This window comes from Salipiger sp. PrR003, from assembly GCF_010500785.1.
In the GTDB taxonomy this organism is placed as follows: Bacteria; Pseudomonadota; Alphaproteobacteria; order Rhodobacterales; family Rhodobacteraceae; genus Salipiger; species Salipiger pacificus_A.
Window position 1 is genome coordinate 13,693 of record NZ_JAAGOV010000049.1, and the last position, 20,654, is coordinate 34,346.

General features: G+C 63.5%; 20 protein-coding genes. 12 read left to right on the top strand and 8 right to left on the bottom strand.

Annotated features, from left to right (window positions below; genetic code table 11):
- Positions 1–49: 49 nt before the first annotated feature.
- From G0D83_RS18070 to G0D83_RS18080, 3 genes are read left to right on the top strand one after another with little or no spacing between them, the layout of a single operon-like run.
- The gene (locus G0D83_RS18070; protein WP_164196196.1) at positions 50–343 is read left to right on the top strand and encodes a hypothetical protein; all 294 of its coding nucleotides are present in this window, start codon (positions 50–52) and stop codon (positions 341–343) included.
- Positions 340–1,101, top strand: a complete 762-nt coding sequence (locus tag G0D83_RS18075) for a hypothetical protein (RefSeq protein WP_164196197.1) — start codon at positions 340–342, stop codon at positions 1,099–1,101. The genes G0D83_RS18070 and G0D83_RS18075 overlap by 4 nt, the downstream gene beginning before the upstream one ends.
- Positions 1,102–1,127: 26 nt before the next feature.
- The gene (locus tag G0D83_RS18080) at positions 1,128–1,274 is read left to right on the top strand and encodes a hypothetical protein (protein ID WP_164196198.1); all 147 of its coding nucleotides are present in this window, start codon (positions 1,128–1,130) and stop codon (positions 1,272–1,274) included.
- A gap of 279 nt (positions 1,275–1,553) precedes the next feature.
- Here G0D83_RS18080 and G0D83_RS18085 read toward each other — a convergent pair whose 3' ends face one another.
- The gene (locus G0D83_RS18085) at positions 1,554–2,372 is read right to left on the bottom strand and encodes a sugar phosphate isomerase/epimerase (RefSeq protein ID WP_164196199.1); all 819 of its coding nucleotides are present in this window, start codon (positions 2,370–2,372) and stop codon (positions 1,554–1,556) included.
- Positions 2,373–2,644: 272 nt separating this feature from the next.
- On the opposite strand from G0D83_RS18085, the gene G0D83_RS18090 reads away from it, so the two are divergent.
- The 7 genes from G0D83_RS18090 to G0D83_RS18120 all read left to right on the top strand — a co-directional run bounded on the left by G0D83_RS18090 (position 2,645) and on the right by G0D83_RS18120 (position 9,623).
- Complete coding sequence (locus tag G0D83_RS18090) at positions 2,645–4,288, top strand: ABC transporter substrate-binding protein (RefSeq protein WP_164196200.1); 1,644 nt, start codon at positions 2,645–2,647, stop codon at positions 4,286–4,288.
- A gap of 103 nt (positions 4,289–4,391) precedes the next feature.
- The gene (locus tag G0D83_RS18095; RefSeq protein ID WP_164196201.1) at positions 4,392–5,387 is read left to right on the top strand and encodes an ABC transporter ATP-binding protein; all 996 of its coding nucleotides are present in this window, start codon (positions 4,392–4,394) and stop codon (positions 5,385–5,387) included.
- Positions 5,384–6,367, top strand: a complete 984-nt coding sequence (locus G0D83_RS18100) for an ABC transporter ATP-binding protein (RefSeq protein WP_164196202.1) — start codon at positions 5,384–5,386, stop codon at positions 6,365–6,367. The genes G0D83_RS18095 and G0D83_RS18100 overlap by 4 nt, the downstream gene beginning before the upstream one ends.
- A gap of 10 nt (positions 6,368–6,377) precedes the next feature.
- A complete protein-coding gene (locus tag G0D83_RS18105; protein ID WP_164196203.1) occupies positions 6,378–7,304 on the top strand; it encodes an ABC transporter permease in 927 nt (308 codons plus the stop codon).
- A gap of 14 nt (positions 7,305–7,318) precedes the next feature.
- On the top strand, positions 7,319–8,182 hold the full coding sequence (locus G0D83_RS18110; protein ID WP_164196204.1) for an ABC transporter permease: 864 nt from the start codon (positions 7,319–7,321) through the stop codon (positions 8,180–8,182).
- A gap of 11 nt (positions 8,183–8,193) precedes the next feature.
- A complete protein-coding gene (locus tag G0D83_RS18115) occupies positions 8,194–8,934 on the top strand; it encodes a glycerophosphodiester phosphodiesterase family protein (RefSeq protein WP_164196205.1) in 741 nt (246 codons plus the stop codon).
- Positions 8,931–9,623 carry an HAD family hydrolase gene (locus G0D83_RS18120; protein WP_370457263.1) on the top strand — a complete coding sequence of 231 codons (693 nt, stop codon included), beginning with the start codon at positions 8,931–8,933 and terminating at the stop codon, positions 9,621–9,623. Before G0D83_RS18115 ends, G0D83_RS18120 begins: the two co-directional genes overlap by 4 nt.
- A gap of 156 nt (positions 9,624–9,779) precedes the next feature.
- Here G0D83_RS18120 and G0D83_RS18125 read toward each other — a convergent pair whose 3' ends face one another.
- Positions 9,780–10,373, bottom strand: a complete 594-nt coding sequence (locus G0D83_RS18125; RefSeq protein WP_164196206.1) for a L,D-transpeptidase — start codon at positions 10,371–10,373, stop codon at positions 9,780–9,782.
- A 336-nt stretch (positions 10,374–10,709) separates the two neighbouring features.
- Here G0D83_RS18125 and G0D83_RS18130 point away from each other — a divergent pair, with 336 nt between their 5' ends.
- Positions 10,710–11,054 carry an aldehyde dehydrogenase family protein gene (locus G0D83_RS18130; protein WP_164196207.1) on the top strand — a complete coding sequence of 115 codons (345 nt, stop codon included), beginning with the start codon at positions 10,710–10,712 and terminating at the stop codon, positions 11,052–11,054.
- Between the two features lie 19 nt (positions 11,055–11,073).
- Here G0D83_RS18130 and G0D83_RS18135 read toward each other — a convergent pair whose 3' ends face one another.
- The 6 genes from G0D83_RS18135 to G0D83_RS18160 form a co-directional block, all read right to left on the bottom strand.
- Entirely contained in the window at positions 11,074–12,123 is a 1,050-nt protein-coding gene (locus tag G0D83_RS18135) for a glycine betaine/L-proline ABC transporter ATP-binding protein (RefSeq protein WP_164196208.1), read from the bottom strand.
- 10 nt (positions 12,124–12,133) lie between these two features.
- Positions 12,134–13,174, bottom strand: coding sequence for a proline/glycine betaine ABC transporter permease (locus G0D83_RS18140; RefSeq protein ID WP_164196209.1), 1,041 nt, complete (start codon positions 13,172–13,174; stop codon positions 12,134–12,136).
- A 112-nt stretch (positions 13,175–13,286) separates the two neighbouring features.
- Positions 13,287–14,276 carry an ABC transporter substrate-binding protein gene (locus G0D83_RS18145; protein ID WP_164196210.1) on the bottom strand — a complete coding sequence of 330 codons (990 nt, stop codon included), beginning with the start codon at positions 14,274–14,276 and terminating at the stop codon, positions 13,287–13,289.
- A gap of 221 nt (positions 14,277–14,497) precedes the next feature.
- Positions 14,498–17,920: an SbcC/MukB-like Walker B domain-containing protein gene (locus tag G0D83_RS18150; protein WP_164196211.1), complete on the bottom strand. Its 3,423-nt coding sequence runs from the start codon at positions 17,918–17,920 to the stop codon at positions 14,498–14,500.
- Between the two features lies 1 nt (position 17,921).
- A complete protein-coding gene (locus tag G0D83_RS18155) occupies positions 17,922–18,566 on the bottom strand; it encodes a DUF4194 domain-containing protein (RefSeq protein WP_164196212.1) in 645 nt (214 codons plus the stop codon).
- Positions 18,566–19,981: a Wadjet anti-phage system protein JetA family protein gene (locus tag G0D83_RS18160; RefSeq protein WP_164196213.1), complete on the bottom strand. Its 1,416-nt coding sequence runs from the start codon at positions 19,979–19,981 to the stop codon at positions 18,566–18,568. The genes G0D83_RS18155 and G0D83_RS18160 overlap by 1 nt, the downstream gene beginning before the upstream one ends.
- Positions 19,982–20,075: 94 nt before the next feature.
- On the opposite strand from G0D83_RS18160, the gene G0D83_RS18165 reads away from it, so the two are divergent.
- Positions 20,076–20,564 (top strand): GNAT family N-acetyltransferase, encoded by a 489-nt coding sequence (locus G0D83_RS18165; protein ID WP_164196214.1) that lies wholly within the window; start codon positions 20,076–20,078, stop codon positions 20,562–20,564.
- The last annotated feature ends 90 nt before the right edge of the window (positions 20,565–20,654 follow it).

Genomic DNA, 20,654 nt, shown 5'->3' on the forward strand with positions numbered 1-20,654 from the left:
CATCCCCGAAAGCCGACGTCTTCTGTCACAAGGGTATCAAGGGACTTCCATGGACATCATCAATATCTACCTCGGCGCTGACGAGCTTGGCGGCGCCCTGCCCGTTCCGCGTGATTACCTCTTGGAGATTGATCGCGGCGAGGCAATGGAATGCCGCGCTCAGAGCGAGACGGATTTGGCCATGCTCGCTTGTTCGCGCCACGCGAAAGGACTTCAATCCAAGAAGATCGCGGGCCCATGGGATGGCAACAAGCTGCTGAAGAGAGCTCTGAGCCGGCTGCTCGTCACCGATGAGGATGCCTATATCGCGCTACATGCTGGCCATAATTTTTTTTCGTCGTGATCGCTGAAGCCGCAAGAGATGACAACGGCGAGCCAATTGAGTTACAGTGGGATGTGCTGGGCTCCTATGAGATAGGTGATGTCGATCGGAAGCTCGGCATGAGTTATGTCTGTGAGAGCTTCCTGGCAAAGCGGGACTACCTAGCGACCGCGATCGCCGCCGGGCTATACAGCGACGTCGGTCATGTCGCGACCACCTTCCACGGATACCTTGCGGCGCAGGAAGAGCGTGAACGGGAAGAGTCCCAGTTCCGAAGCGAATTAGTGTCAATCGTTTTCCAGACTGATCAGGCACGCCGTATGGTTCAAATCCCGCGTGAGGTTATATTGGATGTCGATCCGCGTACCGCTCGACATGCGAGGCATGTCTATGAGCACTACTTCGCAGCCTTGGCTTGCACCGAAAACTGGGCCGAACTTGAAGGTGTCGAAGTGGAGGATGGTCTGATCGGGAAGGTGGTGCTCGCCCGGTCCCTCGTTGGGCTAGTCGTCCTTAACGATAAGGCGATGGAGGCGGTGCGCCAGGGGAATGATTTCATCGCGATTGTCGCAGAGGCCACCTTCGATGAGCACAACGATCAAGCGGCTCTCGAATGGGACGTTCTTGGCTCACGAAAGGTAGGTAAGGTCACGGACGAGAAGCAGGTGACGAAGTACTTCAGCAGGCTGCTGGGGTACGGCTATGAGGACCTGAAAGCTGCATTGGCAGCGGGGCGCTACCGAAAGTCTGGAATCGTCGGGACATTAGTTTTTGACTAAGTAGTGGGTAGCACAGGAGGAAGATGATGCTGCTCGCACTTTGCGAAATCTGTTCAGAGAACCTCGGGCTGGGAACGATCCGCATATCGGAATTGGATCGTGAAGGCGCGTCCAAGTTCTTGGCTGACGCGATATCCAATGGGACCGTTATGGGGCTGACCACATCATCCTGACCGGCGCCAGGAGCTTCGACGATCTCGCGTTGGATTGACCACCGCCTTCTCGGACTTCGTTCCAGAGTTTAGCTCCGGTCCGACGATAAGTCGGGCCGGAGTTCTTCGTTTCAGATGAGACTTGTCTCAACGCCCTAAATGCCAGGCTGCAACGACGAGCATTGCCGGAGCCCGGTGGAGGGAGATCAAGGGGGTTTTGGGACTGCCACTGACTCGGTCTTCGACGTCCCTTCGATCTCGGCTGCCCGGACATCTACTTCCGAGGAGCGGAAGACAAGCTCAGCGCGCGAGCCCCTTCTCGGCCAGCCATTTCGCCGATGGAAGGATCTGTGTCTTGTTGCGCAGCTCAAGGATCAGCCGGGCGCGCCCGTCGAGCGGCGCCACGGCGTCGAAGACAGAGGCCCAATTGATCGTGCCCTGCCCAATCCCCCAGTGCCGGTCGGCGTAACCGTCGGCGTCCTGCAGGTGCACGTGGCGCAGCCGCTCGCCGGCGCGGCGGATGTAGTAGTCGACCGGGGCCGCGCCGTTCGAGCTGTGGGCGTAATGCGCGTGCCCGGTATCGACCGAGACCGCCAATGCCGGGCTCTCGAAGCTGTCCGCCAGCAGGCAGCGGGCGTCGGTGTCGATGTCCTCGATGTTCTCGACGACCATCGTCACGCCGATTTCCTCGGCACGGCGCACTGCCGGGGCCAGCACCTCGTGGACTAGCGCCACCACCGCATCGCGCGCGCCCTGCAGGTTGTCGAGGTTGTTATAGTCCCACGTCGTGTAGGGACTGTGGATGACCATCTGGGTTGCCCCCAGGGCCTCGCAGACCTCGAGCCCCTGGAGCATGCGGCGGCTCACCAGCGCGCGGATCTCGAAATCGGGACTGGCAAGGTTTAGCCCCCAGAACGGCCCGTGGATCCCCAGCCGCCCCTCGTAGCCCTGCAGCAGCGTCTGCGCCCGGGCCACGAGCGGCTGCCACTCACCGCAGAGCACCTCGGCGGTGGTGAAGTCCTGAAGCTCGAGGTCCCGCTGGTCGGCGATCACCCAGTCGCGCAGAGTCTCGAGCGTGTCGAGCGGCATAGCCGCTCCGAGAAGGGGAAGTGAGGTCATTTTGGCATTCCTGTTGAACGAACCCGCGGCGCGCCCGGTCCGGGGCCGCGCCGCCGAGGGCCGCTCTAGGCCCGGCAGATGACAGGCGCATGACCGGGCCGGGCATTTGTCACCGAGCCGAACAATTGTCACGGCAGCTTCGCAAAACCGTCGCCCCGTTGTCGCGCTGGCCCTGTCTACGTCCGGCCATCGCGGAGGGCGCCGGGGACAGGCGCGCTCCGCACCGGCTTGGAACGGAGCCCGGCACGCGCCGGGACGACAGGAGACAGGACATGATCACACTCAACCGTCGCCACGCGCTCGGCCTTCTCGGAGCAGGCGCCGGCAGCCTCTCGCTGCCCGGCTACCTGCGCGCCCAGGGCGCCCGCCCCTCGATCACCATCGCGGTGCAGAAGATCACCAACAACAACACTCTCGACGTCTGGAACGAGCAGTCGAACGTCGGCGAGCGGGTGTTCTTCCCGAACCTCTGGGAAGGGCTGATCCTGCGCGACTGGATGGGCGACCAGGGCCCCGTCCCCGGGCTTGCCACCGAGTGGAAGCGCCTCGACGACAAGACCATCGAACTGAAGCTGCGCGAGGGGGTGAAGTTCCACAACGGCGACGAGATGACCGCCGAGGACGTGGCCTTCTCCTTCTCGCCCGAGCGCGTCTTCGGCGACACCCAGCCCGCCGGCGGCAAAACCATCTTCGCCGAGGACTACCAGCCCGAGACCGCCAAGGACCTGCCGCCCAACGTGCCGGGCATCGGCCGCCGGCTCTGGCCCGCGCTGCAGGGCGTCGAGATCGTCGACAAGCACACCGTGCGCTTCCACAACGCGACGCCGGACGTGACGCTCGAGGGCCGTCTCTACTCGCATGGCAGCCAGATCGCCAGTCGCCGCGCCTGGGACGAGGCCGCCTCCTACGCCGAATGGGCCGCCAAGCCGGTGACAACGGGTGCCTACCGGGTCGAGGAGCATCGCCCGGACGTGTCGCTCACCCTCGTCGCCTTCGACGACTACTGGGGCGGCCGCCCGCCGCTCGAGCGGATCACCTTCGTCGAGGTGCCCGAGGTGTCGAGCCGGGTGAATGGCCTTCTGTCTGGTGAATACGACTTCGCCTGCGACCTGCCGCCGGACCAGATCGGAAACGTCATGGATGCGCCGGGCTTCGAGGTGCAGAACTCGACCATCTGGAACCACCGCATCTCGGTGTTCAACACTCAGAACGAGATCCTTGCCGATCCGCTGGTGCGCCGCGCCATGACCCACGCGATCGACCGCGAGGCTATCGTGCAAGCGCTCTGGGGCGGGCTGACCAAGGTTCCCGCAGGCCTGCAGTTCGAGAGCTTCCGCACCTCGGACATGTTCGTCGAGGGCTGGGCCGCGCCCGAGTTCAATCCCGAACTGGCGCGCGAGCTGCTTAAGCAGGCGAACTACAAGGGCGACGCGATCCCCTACCGCCTGCTCAACAACTACTACACCAACCAGGTCTCGAACGGGCAGATCATGGTCGAGATGTGGAAGCAGGTCGGTCTCAACGTGCAGATCGAGATGAAGGAGAACTGGGGCCAGATCCACGAGCCCTCGGGCGTCAAGGGCTTGCGCGACTGGTCGGCCTCGAACACCATCAACGATCCGATCACCCCGATGGTGGTGCAGTTCGGCCCGAACGGCGAGGTCCAGCAGAAACAGGACTGGTCCAACGCCGAGATGAACCAGCTCTCCGCGATCATGGAAACCTCGACCGACCGCACCAAGCGCAAGCAGGCGATCACCCGGATGCTTGAGATCGCCGAGCGCGAGGACCCGGCCTACCAGGTGCTGCACCAGAACGCGGTCTTCACCGGCATGCGCTCGGATCTGAACTGGAAGGCCGCGCCGGCCTTCGCGATGGATTTCCGCGCCGAGAACTGGAACGTGTCGAACGGGTAATCCGGCACTTACCCCTTCCCCGGCGGACCCCGCGGTCTGCCGGGGCTTTTCGTTCCGCGCCCGGCGCCCGGGCCGGACACGGACCGAACGAAAGGACCTTCCCATGGCCAATCTGGTCGAAATCCGCGACCTGCGGGTCGCCTTCGAAGGCGTGCCGGTGCTGCACGGGATCGACCTCGACGTCGCCCCCGGCGAGGCGCTCGGCCTCGTCGGCGAGAGCGGCTGCGGCAAGTCGGTCACCTGGCTCGCGGCGCTGGGTCTGCTGCCCGCCAAGGCGCATATCGGCGGCTCGGTCGTTCTCGAGCACCGCACACTGTCGGGCGCGCCCCGCGCCGAACTCGAGGCGGTGCGCGGCGGGCGGATCGCGATGATCTTCCAGGATCCGTCGAGCGCGCTCAACCCGGTGATCCGGGTCGGAAGGCAGATCTGCGAGGCGCTCCGCCTGCACCGCGGCCTGACCGGCGCGCCCGCGAAGGCCGAGGCGCTGCGGCTGATGGACATGGTCGGCATCCCGGACGCCCGCGCCCGTTTCGACCTCTACCCGCACGAATTCTCCGGCGGCCAGTGCCAGCGGCTGATGATCGCCATGGCTCTCGCCGGCGAGCCCGACCTGCTGATCGCCGACGAACCGACCACGGCGCTCGACGCCACGATTCAGGCGCAAATCCTCGATCTTCTGGCCACGCTCCGGCGCGAGACCGGCATGGCGCTGGTCTTTATCAGCCACGACCTCGGCGCGGTGGCGCAGGTCTGCGAGCGGGTCTGCGTGATGTACGCGGGCCGCATCGTCGAGGAAGGGCCGGTGGGCCAGCTCTTCGTAGCGCCCCGCCATCCCTACACGCGCGGGCTCTTCGACGCGCTGCCGCGCATGGACGGGCCGCGCACCCGGCTCATCCCCATCGACGGCACCGTGCCCGACCCGCGCGCCCTGCCCGCGGGCTGCGCCTTCGCGCCGCGCTGCACCCGCGCGCAAGCTTTCTGCCAGAGTGAGCGGCCCGCGCTGCTGCCGCAGACCGACGGTCGACAGCTTGCCTGCGCCTACCCGGTGCCAATGCCTGTCTCGACACCGACCCCGGCCCGCGAAAGGGTGAGCCAATGACCCAGATCCTCGAGGCGGACGACCTCGTCCGCGTCTACGAGACCCGGCAGGGGCTCTTCGGCAAGATCACCCCGGTGCGCGCCGTGGACGGCGTCAGCCTGCGCGTGCGGCGCGGCCAGACCCTGGGCATCGTCGGCGAGAGCGGTTCGGGCAAGTCGACGCTCGGCCGGATGCTGCTGGGGGTCGATCCGGCACAGGGCGGCGAGGTGCGCTTTGCCGGCGCACCCCTGCCCGCCCGCGGCACCGCCGCCTGGCGCGCGCTCCGCGCCCGGATGCAGATGGTCTACCAAGACCCGCTCGCCGCGCTCGACCGCCGCCTGACCATCGCCGCGCAGATCCGCGAGCCGCTGGAGATCCACCGGCTCGGCACCCCAGCCGAGCGCGAGGCCCGCACCGCCGAGCTGATGCAGGCGGTCGGGCTGCGCCCCGACCAGGCGGAACGCTACCCGCATGAGCTGTCGGGCGGCCAGCGCCAGCGCGTGGTCATCGCCCGGGCGCTGGCCACCAATCCCGAGCTGCTGGTTTGCGACGAGCCAGTCTCGGCGCTCGACGTGTCGATCCAGGCGCAGGTGGTGAACCTGCTGCGCGACCTGCAGGCGGAGACAGGGCTCGGCATGGTGTTCATCAGCCACGACCTCAAGGTGGTGCGCAACCTCTGCGACCGGGTCGCGGTCATGTACCTCGGCTGCATCGTCGAGGAGGGCCCCGCGGAGGAAATCTTCGCCAGCCCCCGCCATCCCTACACGAAGGCGCTGGTCTCGTCGGTGCCGGTGCCCGGACGGGCGCTCTCGGGCCGGATCATCCTGCAGGGCGAGCCGCCGAACCCCGCCGCGCGCCCCGCCGGCTGCGCCTTCCACCCGCGCTGCCCGAAGGCCGAGCCACTTTGCCGCGGCGCCGTGCCGGAGCTGCGCATGACCGAGCCGGGGCGCGCCAGCGCCTGCCATCTCGCCGCCGGGGCCAGCCCCGCCACCGCTGTCTGAGGACCGCCCGATGATCCGCTTCTTCTCGATCCGCCTGCTGCGCGCCCTCGTCACGGTGCTGGCGGTGATGACCTTCGCCTTCGTGGTGCTGCGCATGTCGGGCGACCCGGCGCAGGTGCTGCTCGGGCCCGACGTGCCGCAGGAGACCGTCGACGCCTTTCGCACCGCCTGGGGGCTCGACCGCCCGCTCTGGCAGCAATACGCCGCCTACATCGTGCAGATCTTCACCGGCGATTTCGGGATCTCGATGCGCGACCGCTCGCCGGCGCTGGAACTCGTGCTGGAACGCCTGCCCGCGACGCTGCAACTGACCGTGCCCGCGCTGCTGCTGCAGCTCGGCATCGGCATCCCGGCGGGCATCTACGCCGCGCTGCACCGAGGCAGCCTGATCGACCGCGGGGTAATCCTGCTGGCCGTCACGGGCTTCACCATCCCCTCCTTCGTGCTCGGCCTCGTTCTGGTGCTGCTCTTTGCGGTGATGTGGGGGCTGCTGCCCTCGGGCGGCTTCGGAACCTGGTGGCACGGCATCCTGCCAACGATCACCATCTCGATCGGCGGCATCGGCATCCTCGCCCGGTTCTCGCGCTCGGCGATGATCGAGGTGCTAGGCCAGCCCTACATCCGCACCGCCTCGGCCAAGGGGGTCACCTGGCGCCAGGTGATCTCGCGCCACGCCCTGCCCAACGCCGCCGTGCCCATCGTTACCATCGTCGGCTTCATGGTCGGCTCTCTGGTCGCGGGCGCGGTGGTGACCGAGACCATCTTCAGCTGGCCCGGCATCGGGCGGCTGCTGATCGTTTCGGTCAGCAACCGCGACCTCGCCGTTGTGCAGTGCATCCTGCTGATGATCGCCGCGGTGATGGTGGTCTCGAACCTGATCGTCGACCTGCTCTACGGCTGGCTCGACCCGCGCCTGCGCTCGCAGGCGGCGCATTGAGAGGAGCCCGTCCCATGACCCTTGCCATGGACACCCCGAAACCCCGCAACCCGGTGCTGGCACGGCTCGCCGCGATCCCCGCCAGCGTCGCCTTCGGCCTCGTGTGGCTGGCGGGGGTGCTGCTCTGCGCCGCCTTTGCCGACCTCCTCCGGCCCTATGACATCACCCAGATGGACCTCATGGCCCGGCTCTCGCCGCCGGGCACGCCGGGGCACTGGCTGGGCACCGACGAGCTGGGGCGCGACGTGCTCTCGCGGCTGATCCAGTCGGTGCGCGTCTCGCTGGTCATCGCCTTTGGCGCGACCCTGCTCTCGGCGCTCTTCGGCACAGCGCTCGGCTTTCTCGCGGCGCAGTTCCGCGGCTGGGTCGAGCACGTGGTGGTCATGCTCGCCGACTTCCAGGCGGCGCTGCCGTTCCTCATCATGTCGCTGGCGGTGCTGGCCTTCTTCGGCTCGTCGATGGGGCTGCTGGTCTGCCTCATGGGGTTCTACGGCTGGGAGCGCTACGCCCGCATCGCCCGGGGCCTTGCGATCTCGGCGGGTGCGCAGGGCTATGCCGCCGCCGTGGTGCAGCTGGGCGCGACCCCGGCGCGGGTCTACCTGCGGCACATCCTTCCCAACGTCGCCTCGACCCTCATCGTGTCGATGACCCTGACCTTCCCCGAGATCATCCTCATGGAGTCGGGCCTGTCGTTCCTCGGCCTCGGCGTGCAGCCGCCCGAGACCAGCCTCGGCAACATGGTCGGCTTCGGCCGCGAATACCTCACCACCGCGCCCTGGGTGATGCTCGCCCCCGCCGTGGTCATCATGCTCACCACCCTCTCGATCAGCCTCGTCGGCGACTGGCTGCGCGACAGACTCGACCCGACCATCCGCTGAAAGGACCTCCCATGACCCGCATCACCGGCCACCGCGGCGCCCGCAACCTCTGGGCCGAGAACTCGCTCACCGGCTTTGCCGAGGTGCGCAAACTGGGCGTGGACGCCGTGGAATTCGACGTGCACCTGACCGACGCGGGCGAGCTTGTGGTGATCCACGACGCCACGCTCGAGCGCACCACCGAGGCCGCCGGTGAGGTCCGCGCGCTGACGCCCGAGGCCCGCGTAGCCACGAAGCTGAAGGAAAGCGACGACGTTATCCCGACGCTTGATGAAGTACTGGATGTGCTGGGCCCGCAGGGAGTCGCATTGCACGTGGAAATCAAGCTCGACGCCCGAGGCCGCCCCTATCCCGGCATCGTCGCGAAGGTGGCCGAGACCCTGATGGCGCGCGGCGTTGCGAGCCGCACCCACCTCACGTCCTTCGATCTCGGCATTCTCTTCGACTGCCGACAGCACGCACCGGAGATCCGCCGGGTTGTCTCGGCCGATGCCCACTGGGTCGCAAACCACGGCGGGCTCAAAGGGTTCATCTACGCGGTGAGCGATCTCGTCGACATCGTCGCTCTGCGGCATGATTTCCTTGCCGCAAATTGGGACGAGGTGCAGCGGCTCTGGCCGATCGAGCGGCTCTGCGCCTGGACGGTGAATGATCAAGACACCCTTCGAACTTGGCTGGACCGGGGCATTGGGCACCTGACGTCGGACCGACCTGACATGGCGTTGGCGCTACGCAAGGCAGTGGTTGCGTGACCTGCCTTGCTCCCACCGATACCTCGATTTCCCTGCCCACTGGGCTGGTGATCTTCGATTGCGACGGTGTGCTGATCGACAGCGAGATGATCGCATCCCGTCTACTGGCCGAAGCACTGAACGAGGTTGGATCAGTGATCACCGCGACAGAAGTTCACGTCCGCTTCACAGGCGGTTCGCGGGGTGAGATGCTCGAGACCTGTAGGAACGAGTTGGGCATCATCGCAGCGGAAGAGGTAATCGCACGATGGGAGGCTCGTCTCTTCCCAACTTTCCACGCCGAATTACAGCCGGTGCCGGGCATTGAGGCTCTGATCGCAGGCTTAGACCGGCCGATCTGCGTCGCCTCCAACAGCCGCATCGCGCGGCTCGAGAACTCACTCGGCCGCCTGCCTCTGAGGGCGGTCTTCGGAGAGCATGTCTACTCCGCCGAGATGGTCGCTCGCGCGAAGCCTGCACCGGACCTAATCCTCCATTGCCTTACCCGGATGGGCGTGCCGGCGCACGAGGCAGTGATGATCGACGATAGCCCGCATGGCATCGAGGCTGCCCGCTCTGCCGGGGTCACGGCGATCGGATTTGTTACCCCGGGCGACCCTCGCCAGGACCGCGCAGAAGTCCTGTTTGCCGCAGGCGCCGTGGCGGTGGCTTATTCGACGTTGGAGCTTGCCAGATTGCTCGGCTCTTGAAGGCCGGTCGCTAAGTTGGCTCCGCAGCATGCGCGCTGAACGCCTGCGCATTGCGAGTTCCCTCGCAGTTCGGATGCACCGCATAGCTCGCTTCCGGGACAGGTGCACAAGGAAGTATTCGCGCCTATCCCGGGCAACGCCTCGAAGCGGCGCCGTTTAGACCAACTGCTTGGGATGCAGCACAACGCGTGCATTCAGGGGAACCTGATCGTAGAGAGTGATTATCTGGTCATTGATGAGCCCGGCGCAGCCGTTAGATACTGCCCGGCCAATGGTTGCGGGATCATTGGTACCGTGAATTCTTAGGAACGTGTCACCGCGCTCAGGAGTGAACAGGTAGAGAGCGCGTGCTCCCAGTGGATTGCCTGGGCCGCCGGGCATGCCGCCATCAGCGTACTTCTTGTATTTCTCAGGCTCCCGTTTGATCATGCCCGGGGTCGGTGTCCAGGAGGGCCACTCCTTCTTGGCGCCAACGTGGTACTCGCCGGACTCGTACAAGCCTTCGCGGCCGACGCGGATCGCGTATACCCACGCTTGCCCGTCCGGCAGAGACCAGAAAAGCCGGAACGCGTCTGGAAAGACATGGATCTCGCTTGCCGGTAGTGGGGTCGTCAAACGAACGAGTTGGGGTTGCATTACAGTCGGAGCCGGCGCGGCTACTTGTGCATGAAGGAGTGCCGGCGCTGCGATACCAGCAGCGGAGGCGAGGCCAAGCTTCAGGGCGGCGCGGCGCGTGGTGAGTGCATTCATGGCGGGTCTCCTTTGTGTCATCGGCCGAAGCTTGTCGGCCAGTGACGGGTACAGAGGCGAGCTTAACAGGTTCTTAGCCATCGCTGCCTGAACGACACGTCGCGTGCCATCCTTCTTGTGGAGAGGAATGAACGGGGGGAGCCTTAGGTTCCGAAACGGGAATGTGATTGGAGGTGCGCTCTAAATCCCCTATCGCGCTCGCCGGAGGCTCTTAGGGGGCGATAGTGCTTGGTTGAGGAATGTCGTCGCAGTCGTCGGCCGAGTGGGAGAAGTCTCCACTCATTGATTTCGACACGCCGCATAAACTCCTGCAGCCGAGGGTACCCTCGGGTCACGATGACCGGCAGTGCGCATGGTGGCAGCGTTGTCGCCAACGAAAGCCGCTTCGGCCTTGGCGGCGGCATCTTCTCGAAGGATGTCGACTATCCAACGGTTCCTGCCCTAAAGCAATTCGACACCGACATGGTCTTCATCAACCACTTCAACCTCGCGACACCGGAGATGCCCTTCGGCGCCGTCAGGGACTCCGGATACGGGCGTAAACACGGTGTGTTCGACTTGCGCGAGTTCGGTAACGCCAAGGCCATCGCGGTCGCAGCCTGGTTGGGCGGCAGAGCACGCGTCGCCCAACCCTATTTACTGTGCCCCTCGGGACCTACGACAGCGAGGCTTCGCGCCTGAGCCCGGGCGACGCCGAGTTTTACGCCGCCGCAGCCTCGCTCGCCCGCCGGGGCACCAGCGCGCGCATGATGTCCGGCATCCCCACGTAGCCTCTGGTCTCGCCGTCGTGCACGACGCGGAAAGTCTGGTCTATTTCGCCACCCGCGCGGGCAATCACACTCTCGAGGTTGTCGCTGGGTGCCACGTGGCCTGCGATCTCGCCTGCCGGGACTTTCTGGGTCATGATCGATCGCACCCGCAGCACGCGAGCGCGATTGATGTCGGCGACGAACTCCTCGATATAGGGATCCGTCGGATTAAGCAGGATCGCCTGCGGCTCACCCTGCTGTACCACCGCGCCATCCTTGAGGATCACCAGGTGATCGGCGAGCTTCAATGCCTCGTCGAGATCGTGGGTGATGAAGATGATGGTTTTGTGCAGTTCTGCCTGCAGCTCCAGAAGCAGGTCCTGCATGTCGGTGCGGATCAGCGGATCGAGCGCCGAGAAGGCCTCGTCCATCAGCATGATGTCCGAGTTCGACGCCAGCGCTCGCGCAATCCCCACTCGCTGCTGCATCCCGCCGGACAGCTGATGCGGATACTGTTCATCCTGGCCCGTCAAGCCGACCCGACCAAGCCATTTGCGCGCCTCGTCTTCGCGGGCCTCTTGCGACACTCCGCGCGTTGCCAGGGGCATGGCAGCGTTGTCGAGCACGGTGCGATGTGGCAGCAGGGCGAACTTCTGGAACACCATCGACATCGTTTCCCGGCGCAGCTGTCGCAGCTGAGTGTCCTTCCAAGAAAGGATGTCCTCGCCGTTCACCAGAATCTCGCCGGAAGTCGGCTCGATCAGCCGGTTGAGGTGACGGATCAGCGTTGACTTGCCCGAGCCTGAAAGGCCCATGATGACGGTGATCTCGCCCTCGTTCATGTCGACGTTGATATCGTTCAGGCCAAGCACGTGGTTCGTGCGGTCTAGCAGCTCGGTCTTTGATGTGCCGCCCTTTACCTCGGCGAGCGCCGCTTGCGGGTCCTCGCCGAAGACCTTGTAGAGATTGCGGATCGAGACTTTCACGGTCTTATCTGTCATCGTCATCTCCTCAGCGTTGCGCCTGGCTGGCATCGATGCGAGCGAGCGAAGCCTTGGTCACCCGGTCGAGCGCGATGGCCAGCACTACGATGCCGAGACCGGCGACGAGGCCGGTGCCCAGCTCTAGGTTGCGGATGCCGCGCAGCACGAGGATGCCGAGCCCGGGGGCCGAGACCATCGAGGCGATCACCACCATGGCAAGAGACATCATGATCGTCTGGTTCACCCCGGCCATGATGTTGGGCAGCGCGAGCGGGATCTGCACTCCGAGGAGCTTCTGGCGCTTTGTCATGCCAAAGGCGTCCGCGGCCTCGATTACATCCGGATCCACCAGCCGGATGCCGAGGTTGGTCAACCGCACCACCGGTACGATCGCATAAAGGATCACCGCGATGCCGTAGAGCTTCGGCTCGGTCACCGAGAACAGGAAGATCAGCGGGATCAGGTAGACGAAGGGCGGCAAGGTCTGCAGCATGTCGAGGATCGGCGTGACGATGTTCTGTAGCCGGTCGCTGCGTGACATGGCGATGCCGATCGGCACCCCGATGAGCACGCAGATGAAGGCGCAGACGAAGATGATCGCCAGCGTCTGCATCGCCACTTCGTAGTGATCGACGAAGGCCAGCCCGGCGATGACCATCGCTACGAAGCCGACGATCTTCCACGACCGGCTCACCGCCCAAGTGATCAGCATCAGCAGCGGCACCATGATCCACCAAGGCGTGCCGGTCATCAGCTGCAGCATGCTCTCCAGCGCCCAGCTAAGCGGTTGGGTCAGAGGGTCGACCACGATGCGCAGCGCGTCGCGGATTCCCAGAAAGCCGGTCTCCAGCCCCTTGGTCAGATCGCGAGACTGGGGGATTGCGGCGCATGCGTCATGCAGCGCGTCGAGCGAGGGAAACGGTAAATCGCGTAGCGAGGTCTCGCCGGCCTTGTCGCCACCTTGGGCCTTGTACATGAGGTCAGTCATCGACATCGGTCCTTCCGAGTTCCCGCCGTCGCACCAGTCTCTCAGCCCCAAAGTGTCGAAAAAGCCGTCATAAGTTGCCATGTGTCTGTCGAACCGGAACGGCCCGCCCTTCTTGTGAAAACGGAGACGGGGCCGGTGGTCCGGCCCCGTCGAAGAGCGCCACCCCAGGGATACCCGAGGCGCGGTACATGTCTTACTTCAGCAGGGCCGAGAGCTTCTCGCGCGCGGCGTCGTTCACCCAGCCGGCCCAAGTGTCGCCGGAGTTGCTGAGGAAGTGCACGGCTACCTCTTCGTTCGAGGCATTGTTCTCGTCCTTCCACGCCAGCAGGCCGGACATCTGGTCAGTGCTGAAGGTCATATTGCTGAAGAACTCGGTAACCGCCGGGTTCTCTTCGGCGAAGTCCGCGGTGACCGCGGTGAGGATCGGCGCGGCCGGGAAGTCCGAGACTTGCGGATCTGGCGTATCTGCGTTCTGCAACGGCGCGAACTTCTCCTCGTCGTAGTCGCCGAGCTTGACGCGCGTCATATCGTACTTGCCGAGCGGCACGGTCGGCCCCCAGTAGTAGCCGAACCAGGGCTCACCTCCAGTGACCGCGGCGCCCATTGAGGTCGCCAGGGTCTCACCCGATCCGTGGTTGAACACCTCGATGCCGTTGCCTTCCAAGTCGAAGGCGCGCGACAGGTTGTCCGAGACCACGCGGCAGCCCCAGCCGTCGGGGCAGTTGTTGAAACGCCCGCCCACAAGGGCAGGGTTTTCGAGGATACCCTCGATGGTGGTCAGTTCCGGGTGTTCCTCGGCCAGGGACGTGGGGATCCACCAGCCCTCGACGCCGCCCGGCTCGAGCACCGAGGTCAGCCGCTTGATGCTACCGCCTTCCTCGAGCTTGGTGTAGGCCTCGCCGGCCGAGTTCAGCCACAGGTTGGTAACCACGTCCGGCTCGCCGTTTTCGGCCACCGAGGTGATCGCCGGGATGGTGTCCGACTGCACGAGGCTCACGTCGCAGCCATAGCCCTGCTCGAGAAGGAACTTGGCGATGTTGGTGGTGACCTCGGCTGCCGCCCATCCCATCTGGGCGATCGACACCTCACCGCATTGCCCGGCCCCGTCTTCCTGGGCCGATGCCGCCATCGGCATCGCGAGCGTGGCGGCCAGTGCGGTCGAGAAAAGCTTCGACGAACGCATGAGGTTCTCCTTCGATTGGTAATGTATCTTCGCGTGAAAGTTTTGGCTCGTGTTATGAGCTTCAGCATTTTTAAGACATTGCGATTGTCCTTGATATGCATTTTACTTTCATCATCGAAGTTTTCGCTACCATGGCTCGCAACGGAACGCAAACCGATGACCGCAGGAATGCGACACTATAGGGCGCCCATTGGCGTCCTGCCGGTCTCAGTTAAAAAGCGTCACTCCCCAGGCGTTCCCACGCCCTCGAAGGCATCAGCGCTCAGATGAACGGGGTTCTCTGCGAACATCCGCTCCTTGGCCTTGGCGCCGATCGACACGGAGTCGATGAAGACATCAGACGAGCCGGGATTTCGGCCGACCGAGATCACGCTGTCGACGCATTCAATGAGCGAACTGCGCTTCTCCTCCGGAGCGGCCACGATGACCTGCAGGCCGAGCGATCGGAAGAGGTCCATGAGCCGCTGCGTGTTTGGGATGTCGAGCTTGTTGAACGCCTCGTCGAAGACCATGAGACCCATGCCTTCGTAGTCGCCGGGCGTTGCCTTCGGGTAGTATGCGGACACCAGTGAGGCTGCGATCGCCACGTAGTACGGCGCCTGACGCTGGCCGCCGGAGAGCTTGCCCAGTACGGACGAAAACGGTGTGCTGACGATCCGCGAGGCGTCCTCGGGATCCGGGTGCTCTATGAAGAGCTCGAAGTTGAAGTAGTTCCGGTAGTCCTCGTATCGCTTCACGTCGTCGCTCTCACCCTCGAGAAGAGCATCGAGCGCCTGAAGGCTTTCGTCGTCGGCGACATCGAGCACGGATTGGCTCGCGGGGACCTCGGCGGTCACCAGCCGGTAGATTGGCAGGAACTGCGCCGAGACCGTGCTTCGAAACTGGTATGTCTGGCCAACGAACGAGTACTTCGAGAGCCTCCGGTTAAGGCTGTCGAGCTGCTCCTCCATAAGCGCAAACTGCTCGCCAATGCGCCCGATAAGGCCTTCGGTGAGGCTGGTCTCCATTTCCTCGCGCGCCCGCTCGAGCCGCTCGCGGTACTGCAGGAGTTCGTGGTTACTCAGGCGGTCGAGATGCGAATGGGCCCAGATGAAGCGCTCTGCATCGGAGCAGTGCTCCCCAAGTGGTGCGTCCTCGACCATCCACTTCTGAGCGTAGGACATCAGGCCATTGTTGCCGCGGGTGATGAGGGCACTTGCTGACCCGTCCTTGGTAATCTCTTTGCGCACGTCATCAATGCGTTCCCGTAGAACGGCGATCTTGGATGTCGCATCGGACACCGTGTAGCCAGCGATGTCGTCTATCTCCTGCTGAGAGACCGGCACATCGTAATCGCCCTCCCCGATGAGTTTGGCGACGCCTTCGGGAATGGCTGTTAGGGCCTCCTCCGCGAGACCAGCCATACGCTGCCGTAGCGATAGAAGCCCGTCCTGGCGCTCCTCGAGCTTGCCGCTCAGGATACCGCAGTGGATGTCCAGCGTCCGGCGCCTCTTCTCAAAATTCAGAGTCTCCGTGCCAAGGACTTCCAGCTGGGTTTCAATTTCAGAGAGTCTGGCGTCGATATTGCCGGTATCCGGGGCCGACATCGCCTGGCGGCGCTGGGCGAGCGACCGTAGAGCAGAGAGGACCTCTTTCAGGTCGGTGATAGCCTTCGAGAGCACGTCGGGATCAACGATGGAAAGTGCACGCACGCGCTGCTGGGCCGCCTCAAGGTCGCGGATCGATTTCTGCAGGGTCTCGTCTTGCTCCCGCAGCTCCGTCATCTCGAGCGCAAGTTCTCCACGGGCAGCGCTCTGGGCAGTCTTGCCGAGGATCGGCCGGCGATCACGGAAAACCCGGAGCGTGGCGCCGGACCCAGTCTTCCCGTTCCGCATGATCCCACTTGAGAGTGATCGCAGCTCCCCTTCGGTCTCGGCGCGGCTGTAGCGGCCGACATTGAATTCCAGGAACTGTCGGATCACCGGATCATCCGAGGTCACCACGTCTGCGATTGAGTGCTCGGCCACTCGTGTCCGCACGTTCCTCAGCCGGCGCTGATCGATGAGGCGAACCCCGTCATATGCGTTGCGGTTCCGGTACAGGAGGTCGAAGGCGGCATCGATCTGAGCTTCGTCGACGATGATGGCCTCGCGGTTTGCACCCAGGATTGCCTCAAGTGCATAGGCCCAGGATGTGTCGTTGACCGTGACAAGGTCAGGCAGGCACCGCGCGCCTATGCCGACGTTCTCGAGGTCTGCAAGGAAGTGGCGCACGGACCTGCTCAAGACGGCCTCTGGTCGTGCGGATGTCTCCTCATCGCCGAACTCCCGCAGCCGAGAGCGCACTTCAAGAGCAGTGTCCCGGGTCTCATCTAGGCGCGCAGTGATTGCATTAAGATCACCAGAGAATTCTTTGAGAAGACGTAGTTTTTCATCAATCTCACCGCCAGAGGACACCCACTCCTCCGCTGCGCGCCCAGACGTCAGTTTGCTCAGTTGACTTCCCAGGTCAGCCGCTTCTGCAATGCTGGGGACCAGGGGGACCACGGACTTCAGGTGGCGAATTTCAGAGTATGGGGTGAGCCCTGCTTCAATGCGATGGCGCAGGCTCGCCTTGCGCTCCTCGAGAAGCCGGCGTTCTGAATCCAGTCGCCCGAGTTCGGCAGAGCCATCAACTTCAGTGAGTTTTTGCCGCAGTCCACCCCGCTCGGCTTCGAGGTCATTCACCTCTGCCGACAGCTCCTCCGAGCGTGCTGTCGCTGTCTTCAGTTCTGCCTGGCTGGAGGTCAGTTCATCTCGCAGCTTGCGGGTTTCCAGCTCGGCTTCAGCGACATCGAGGGCGAAGGAAGCCCCGTTAAGCTCGCCCTCCATCTTGCTGATGCTGAACCCTTTTTGGAAACGAGATGTGACGGTCGACAGATCGCTCGTCATGCCTTCGATGCGGGCCACCTCAGAGGACATCTCCCGCCAGACCGAGATCGAGGAACGAACCCCGGCCACGTCGAGGGGCAGCGGCTCCAGAACAAAGCGACGGACGAAATCAGTCGGGTCCGACATCTCTTTGGCTTGCAGCGCGTTCGCGAAGCTCCGCAGGAACCTCTTGGCATCCGGAGGTGCCGAGGGCCGCATCAACTGCAGGTAGGCGTTCACGAACTTGGTGCTGTTCTGGTGGAACGTGATCGCCTTGTCGCCATGCGCCTTGCGAAGTCGCTCAACCATCGCGTCGTGGGAGACCACTGCCCCACCATCCACGAAGTCCTCGATCCGGAAGTCGCAGCCCTCGACAATGAAGCGCTTCGTTTGCTCAGAGAGGTCCTGTTCGACACGCAGGAGAAGACCAAGTGCGATGTGCTTGCCAAGGCCCTTGTCGTGGAACGTGAGCACGAGCGTGGTCTCACAGCGTTCTCTGCGGGGCTTGCCTTCATTGACGTCGCTCACGCACCCTAGGGCGTAGTCTCGGACGCTCCGGCCGCGCTGAACCCCTGCTGCAGCATTGAGCTCCAAGACATTGCGATTGTTTCCTGAAATGACAGTCTGGATGGCATCGAGTACGGAGCTTTTGCCCGCGCCGGTTTGGCCGATGAGAGCTGCATGCTCCCGGATCGGGATGTCCAGGACGTCGACGAGATACCAGTTGTGCAGCGAAATCCGCTTCAGTTCGTACATCTCAGCTCGCCTCCAGGAATGGGGTCTGTTGATCGCTCTCAAGCCAGCTCTGAAGGCGCTCGATGTAAGCATCGGAGACCAGCACCCGGATGCCCGGGAGGATCGTCAGTCGGGTCACTCGGGTCTCGCGATCCTTGTCCCCAAGTCGCACGATGCCCTTGCGGTTCAGCTCACGTAGAAGGTTTTCGACCAGGTGGTTTTCGCCGGGTGGTGTCGCTTGGGCGATACGTTGGTAGACTTCGGAGATCTCCACGGTGTCGGTTTCCACGCGCCCTGTCCCGTCCATCTTTCCCTCGGTGAAGCCGTTTTCGAAGATGTAGCGAAGCGCGATCCGAATGAGGGTCTCGTCCTTCTTCAGACGCATGAGGCGCCATGCATATGGGGGCTTCTCGAGGTCTTGCGGCTTGAGCGCGATCATCTGCGTGCGGGCGTCCATCTCGAGATCATAGCCCGCCACGGCAAAGTAGCGCTCAAAGAAGCTCCTGTGGTCCTTGATGGCCTGCACCGCGGACGATGGCACCGAGTGGGTGTCGTCGTAGATGACCTGGTGGAACATTAGCGCCTGAATGGCGATGCGGATGGCATCACTCAGCGCGTCCGGATCGTCGGCCTTGTCGAGGATTTGCGCGAACTCACGAAGTTCCATCAGTGCACCCTTTGTTGCTGTCCGCGCGGACGGATCAGGAAGTTTCTGCAGGTGATCCAGTCGTTTTCAACGGTGCCGGGACATTCTGAAATCTCCCAGTCCTTCGACAGGCGGCCGCCGAGATAGTTGAGCGATCTCAGCCGTTCGAAGACGAAGAAGTCATCGAGGGAAGTGATCGGCAGTTCACGGCCTTCAACAGCCCCCCGGCCTTCGACGTTGGCTCGCAGGTAGGCGTCGACCTGATCAGGCTGCACTTGGCTCCTGGCCCGGTACGCAATGATCGCGGCCTCATGGGCCCGCTGCGCCTCGGACTTCTGCGGACGTTGGATCGTCGTCGGCTTGATCTCGGGACGCTTGCTGTTCGCTGTGAAGAGGTGCGTTGAGCCAGATGGGAGCGAGGAGCCCGTTGTTCCATCGCTTGGGAAGCCTTCATCGAGCGCATGCGCTGCTGCGGACCTGAGCACTCGCTCCAAGACCTCAGTGTTGCTCTCGCGCATGGTGTCGAGGAAGCGGATCGTGTTCCGGATCTTCGTCTCGACCCGGCGATTGGTGTCCTCAATCACATCAAGATAGTCATCAATGCCACTGAAAACACGCAGTATTGTCCGTAGATCTTCGATCACCATTCGGCGTGCGGCGGTCGCGTCTTCTGACTTGCCTTCCCGCTGGTAGGCAGCGGCGATCTCATCGATCCTGAAATCGTCTTCGAGAATGCGGCGGGCGATGCCGAGGATACGGACTCTGAATCTGAATGGGTTCGCTCGAGTGTGGAGCTGCTTGTAGTCCGAGATGAGGTGGGCCTGGACGTAATCGGTGAAGAAGCTCTCGAAGAGGTCCGCGAAGGAGGCCCTGGTGGCGATCAGCTCCTCTGCCTTGCGCATGTTGGCGCTCAGGCCCCGGAGGTGGTTCAGGAAACCTCGAGACGCCTTGGCGGCGCCCCTGAGGGCCTCCGAGCGGTTCTGCGGGTCTCTCTCGACGCTCTCGATGAGCGCGAGCACATTGATGACCTCCCCGCCGTAGGAGCGCAGGCGCCCAAACTTCACGTCAAGCAGGAAGTCGAGGAGCAGCCTGGCCGTGGGGTCGATGTCGGTGAATCGCTGGAAGCCGCTGCGCTGTTCGAGGAGCCACCCGGTCTCGAGAAGCCGGGCGTAGGTCATATTGGCCCTCACCCCAATGTCGGTCTTCGCTTCTGGGTCGAGCCCTTCGTGCCGGCGGCAGAACTCCTTGATGGCGTCAATCACTTGGCCGCGGGCCGAAAGGCCCGCATCCTCGAACAGCTCATCGGAGAGGTGCTCAAGGAGCTTCGCGTAGAAATGTCTCGCCGACCCGGAGAACAGCTTGAAAGCGTCCGGGTGGAGATCTCCGAATATCTGTTCGACTGCACTGCTCATTGAGCTTGAGAGTATGCCTGCCACCACATCTTGTAAACTGGCGTCAGCTGTTACCGCGGTAACAGCTTGTGGCAGGCGTCGGCGCGTGCAAGTTATTGCTGATCAATGGAGTGCTGGAATGACCGAGGCGGTCGCTGAAATCAGATATGAGCAGATCTTTGGAGACGAGTTCGGCTCGCGATATGCCTTCCAAGCCCATCATGCTGACATCGAAGAACGTCTGAAGTACTTCTACGCCAACTACATGTCCAATCATCTGCACTTCGTGGCTGTGTCAGGCAATGAAAAGGTTGTAGGGATCGCCGCCGTGCAGCAGAACCCCTACCAAGACCTGCAGCTCTGGCTTCCCTACGTGACCGTCGACACGGAGTTCCGAAATCAGGGTATCGGGCGGAAGCTTTTCGAGCAGGCCGTCAAGTATGCGGCTGACGAGGGCAAAGAGCTCGAGCTTAGTACGGTGATGGATGATGGCCTGCTCTACCTCGCTAACTCCATTCGAGACGCCCAGCGCTCTCATCCAGGCGTTCTCACGCGCATTCCTCCCGAATTGCGTGTAGAACCCGACGAGGCATTGCAGGATGAGGGCCTAGCGCCCCGAGCCATTTGATCGCGCTGTTGATTGTCTTGAGTGGCGGCCAAGACAAAGGATCCTGAAACTTTTGGGCGTCATGTCGAGGGCATGGCAGCAGGAGAACTC

What these genes read in the sequence shown, in the direction of transcription:
- G0D83_RS18070 (WP_164196196.1), top strand. Translation starts at nt 50, where the DNA reads ATGGACATCATCAATATCTACCTCGGCGCTGACGAGCTTGGCGGCGCC.
- G0D83_RS18080 (WP_164196198.1), top strand. Translation starts at nt 1,128, where the DNA reads ATGCTGCTCGCACTTTGCGAAATCTGTTCAGAGAACCTCGGGCTGGGA.
- G0D83_RS18085 (WP_164196199.1), bottom strand. Translation starts at nt 2,372, where the DNA reads ATGACCTCACTTCCCCTTCTCGGAGCGGCTATGCCGCTCGACACGCTC.
- G0D83_RS18090 (WP_164196200.1), top strand. Translation starts at nt 2,645, where the DNA reads ATGATCACACTCAACCGTCGCCACGCGCTCGGCCTTCTCGGAGCAGGC.
- G0D83_RS18095 (WP_164196201.1), top strand. Translation starts at nt 4,392, where the DNA reads ATGGCCAATCTGGTCGAAATCCGCGACCTGCGGGTCGCCTTCGAAGGC.
- G0D83_RS18100 (WP_164196202.1), top strand. Translation starts at nt 5,384, where the DNA reads ATGACCCAGATCCTCGAGGCGGACGACCTCGTCCGCGTCTACGAGACC.
- G0D83_RS18105 (WP_164196203.1), top strand. Translation starts at nt 6,378, where the DNA reads ATGATCCGCTTCTTCTCGATCCGCCTGCTGCGCGCCCTCGTCACGGTG.
- G0D83_RS18110 (WP_164196204.1), top strand. Translation starts at nt 7,319, where the DNA reads ATGACCCTTGCCATGGACACCCCGAAACCCCGCAACCCGGTGCTGGCA.
- G0D83_RS18115 (WP_164196205.1), top strand. Translation starts at nt 8,194, where the DNA reads ATGACCCGCATCACCGGCCACCGCGGCGCCCGCAACCTCTGGGCCGAG.
- G0D83_RS18125 (WP_164196206.1), bottom strand. Translation starts at nt 10,373, where the DNA reads ATGAATGCACTCACCACGCGCCGCGCCGCCCTGAAGCTTGGCCTCGCC.
- G0D83_RS18130 (WP_164196207.1), top strand. Translation starts at nt 10,710, where the DNA reads ATGACCGGCAGTGCGCATGGTGGCAGCGTTGTCGCCAACGAAAGCCGC.
- G0D83_RS18135 (WP_164196208.1), bottom strand. Translation starts at nt 12,123, where the DNA reads ATGACAGATAAGACCGTGAAAGTCTCGATCCGCAATCTCTACAAGGTC.
- G0D83_RS18140 (WP_164196209.1), bottom strand. Translation starts at nt 13,174, where the DNA reads ATGGCAACTTATGACGGCTTTTTCGACACTTTGGGGCTGAGAGACTGG.
- G0D83_RS18145 (WP_164196210.1), bottom strand. Translation starts at nt 14,276, where the DNA reads ATGCGTTCGTCGAAGCTTTTCTCGACCGCACTGGCCGCCACGCTCGCG.
- G0D83_RS18150 (WP_164196211.1), bottom strand. Translation starts at nt 17,920, where the DNA reads ATGTACGAACTGAAGCGGATTTCGCTGCACAACTGGTATCTCGTCGAC.
- G0D83_RS18155 (WP_164196212.1), bottom strand. Translation starts at nt 18,566, where the DNA reads ATGGAACTTCGTGAGTTCGCGCAAATCCTCGACAAGGCCGACGATCCG.
- G0D83_RS18165 (WP_164196214.1), top strand. Translation starts at nt 20,076, where the DNA reads ATGACCGAGGCGGTCGCTGAAATCAGATATGAGCAGATCTTTGGAGAC.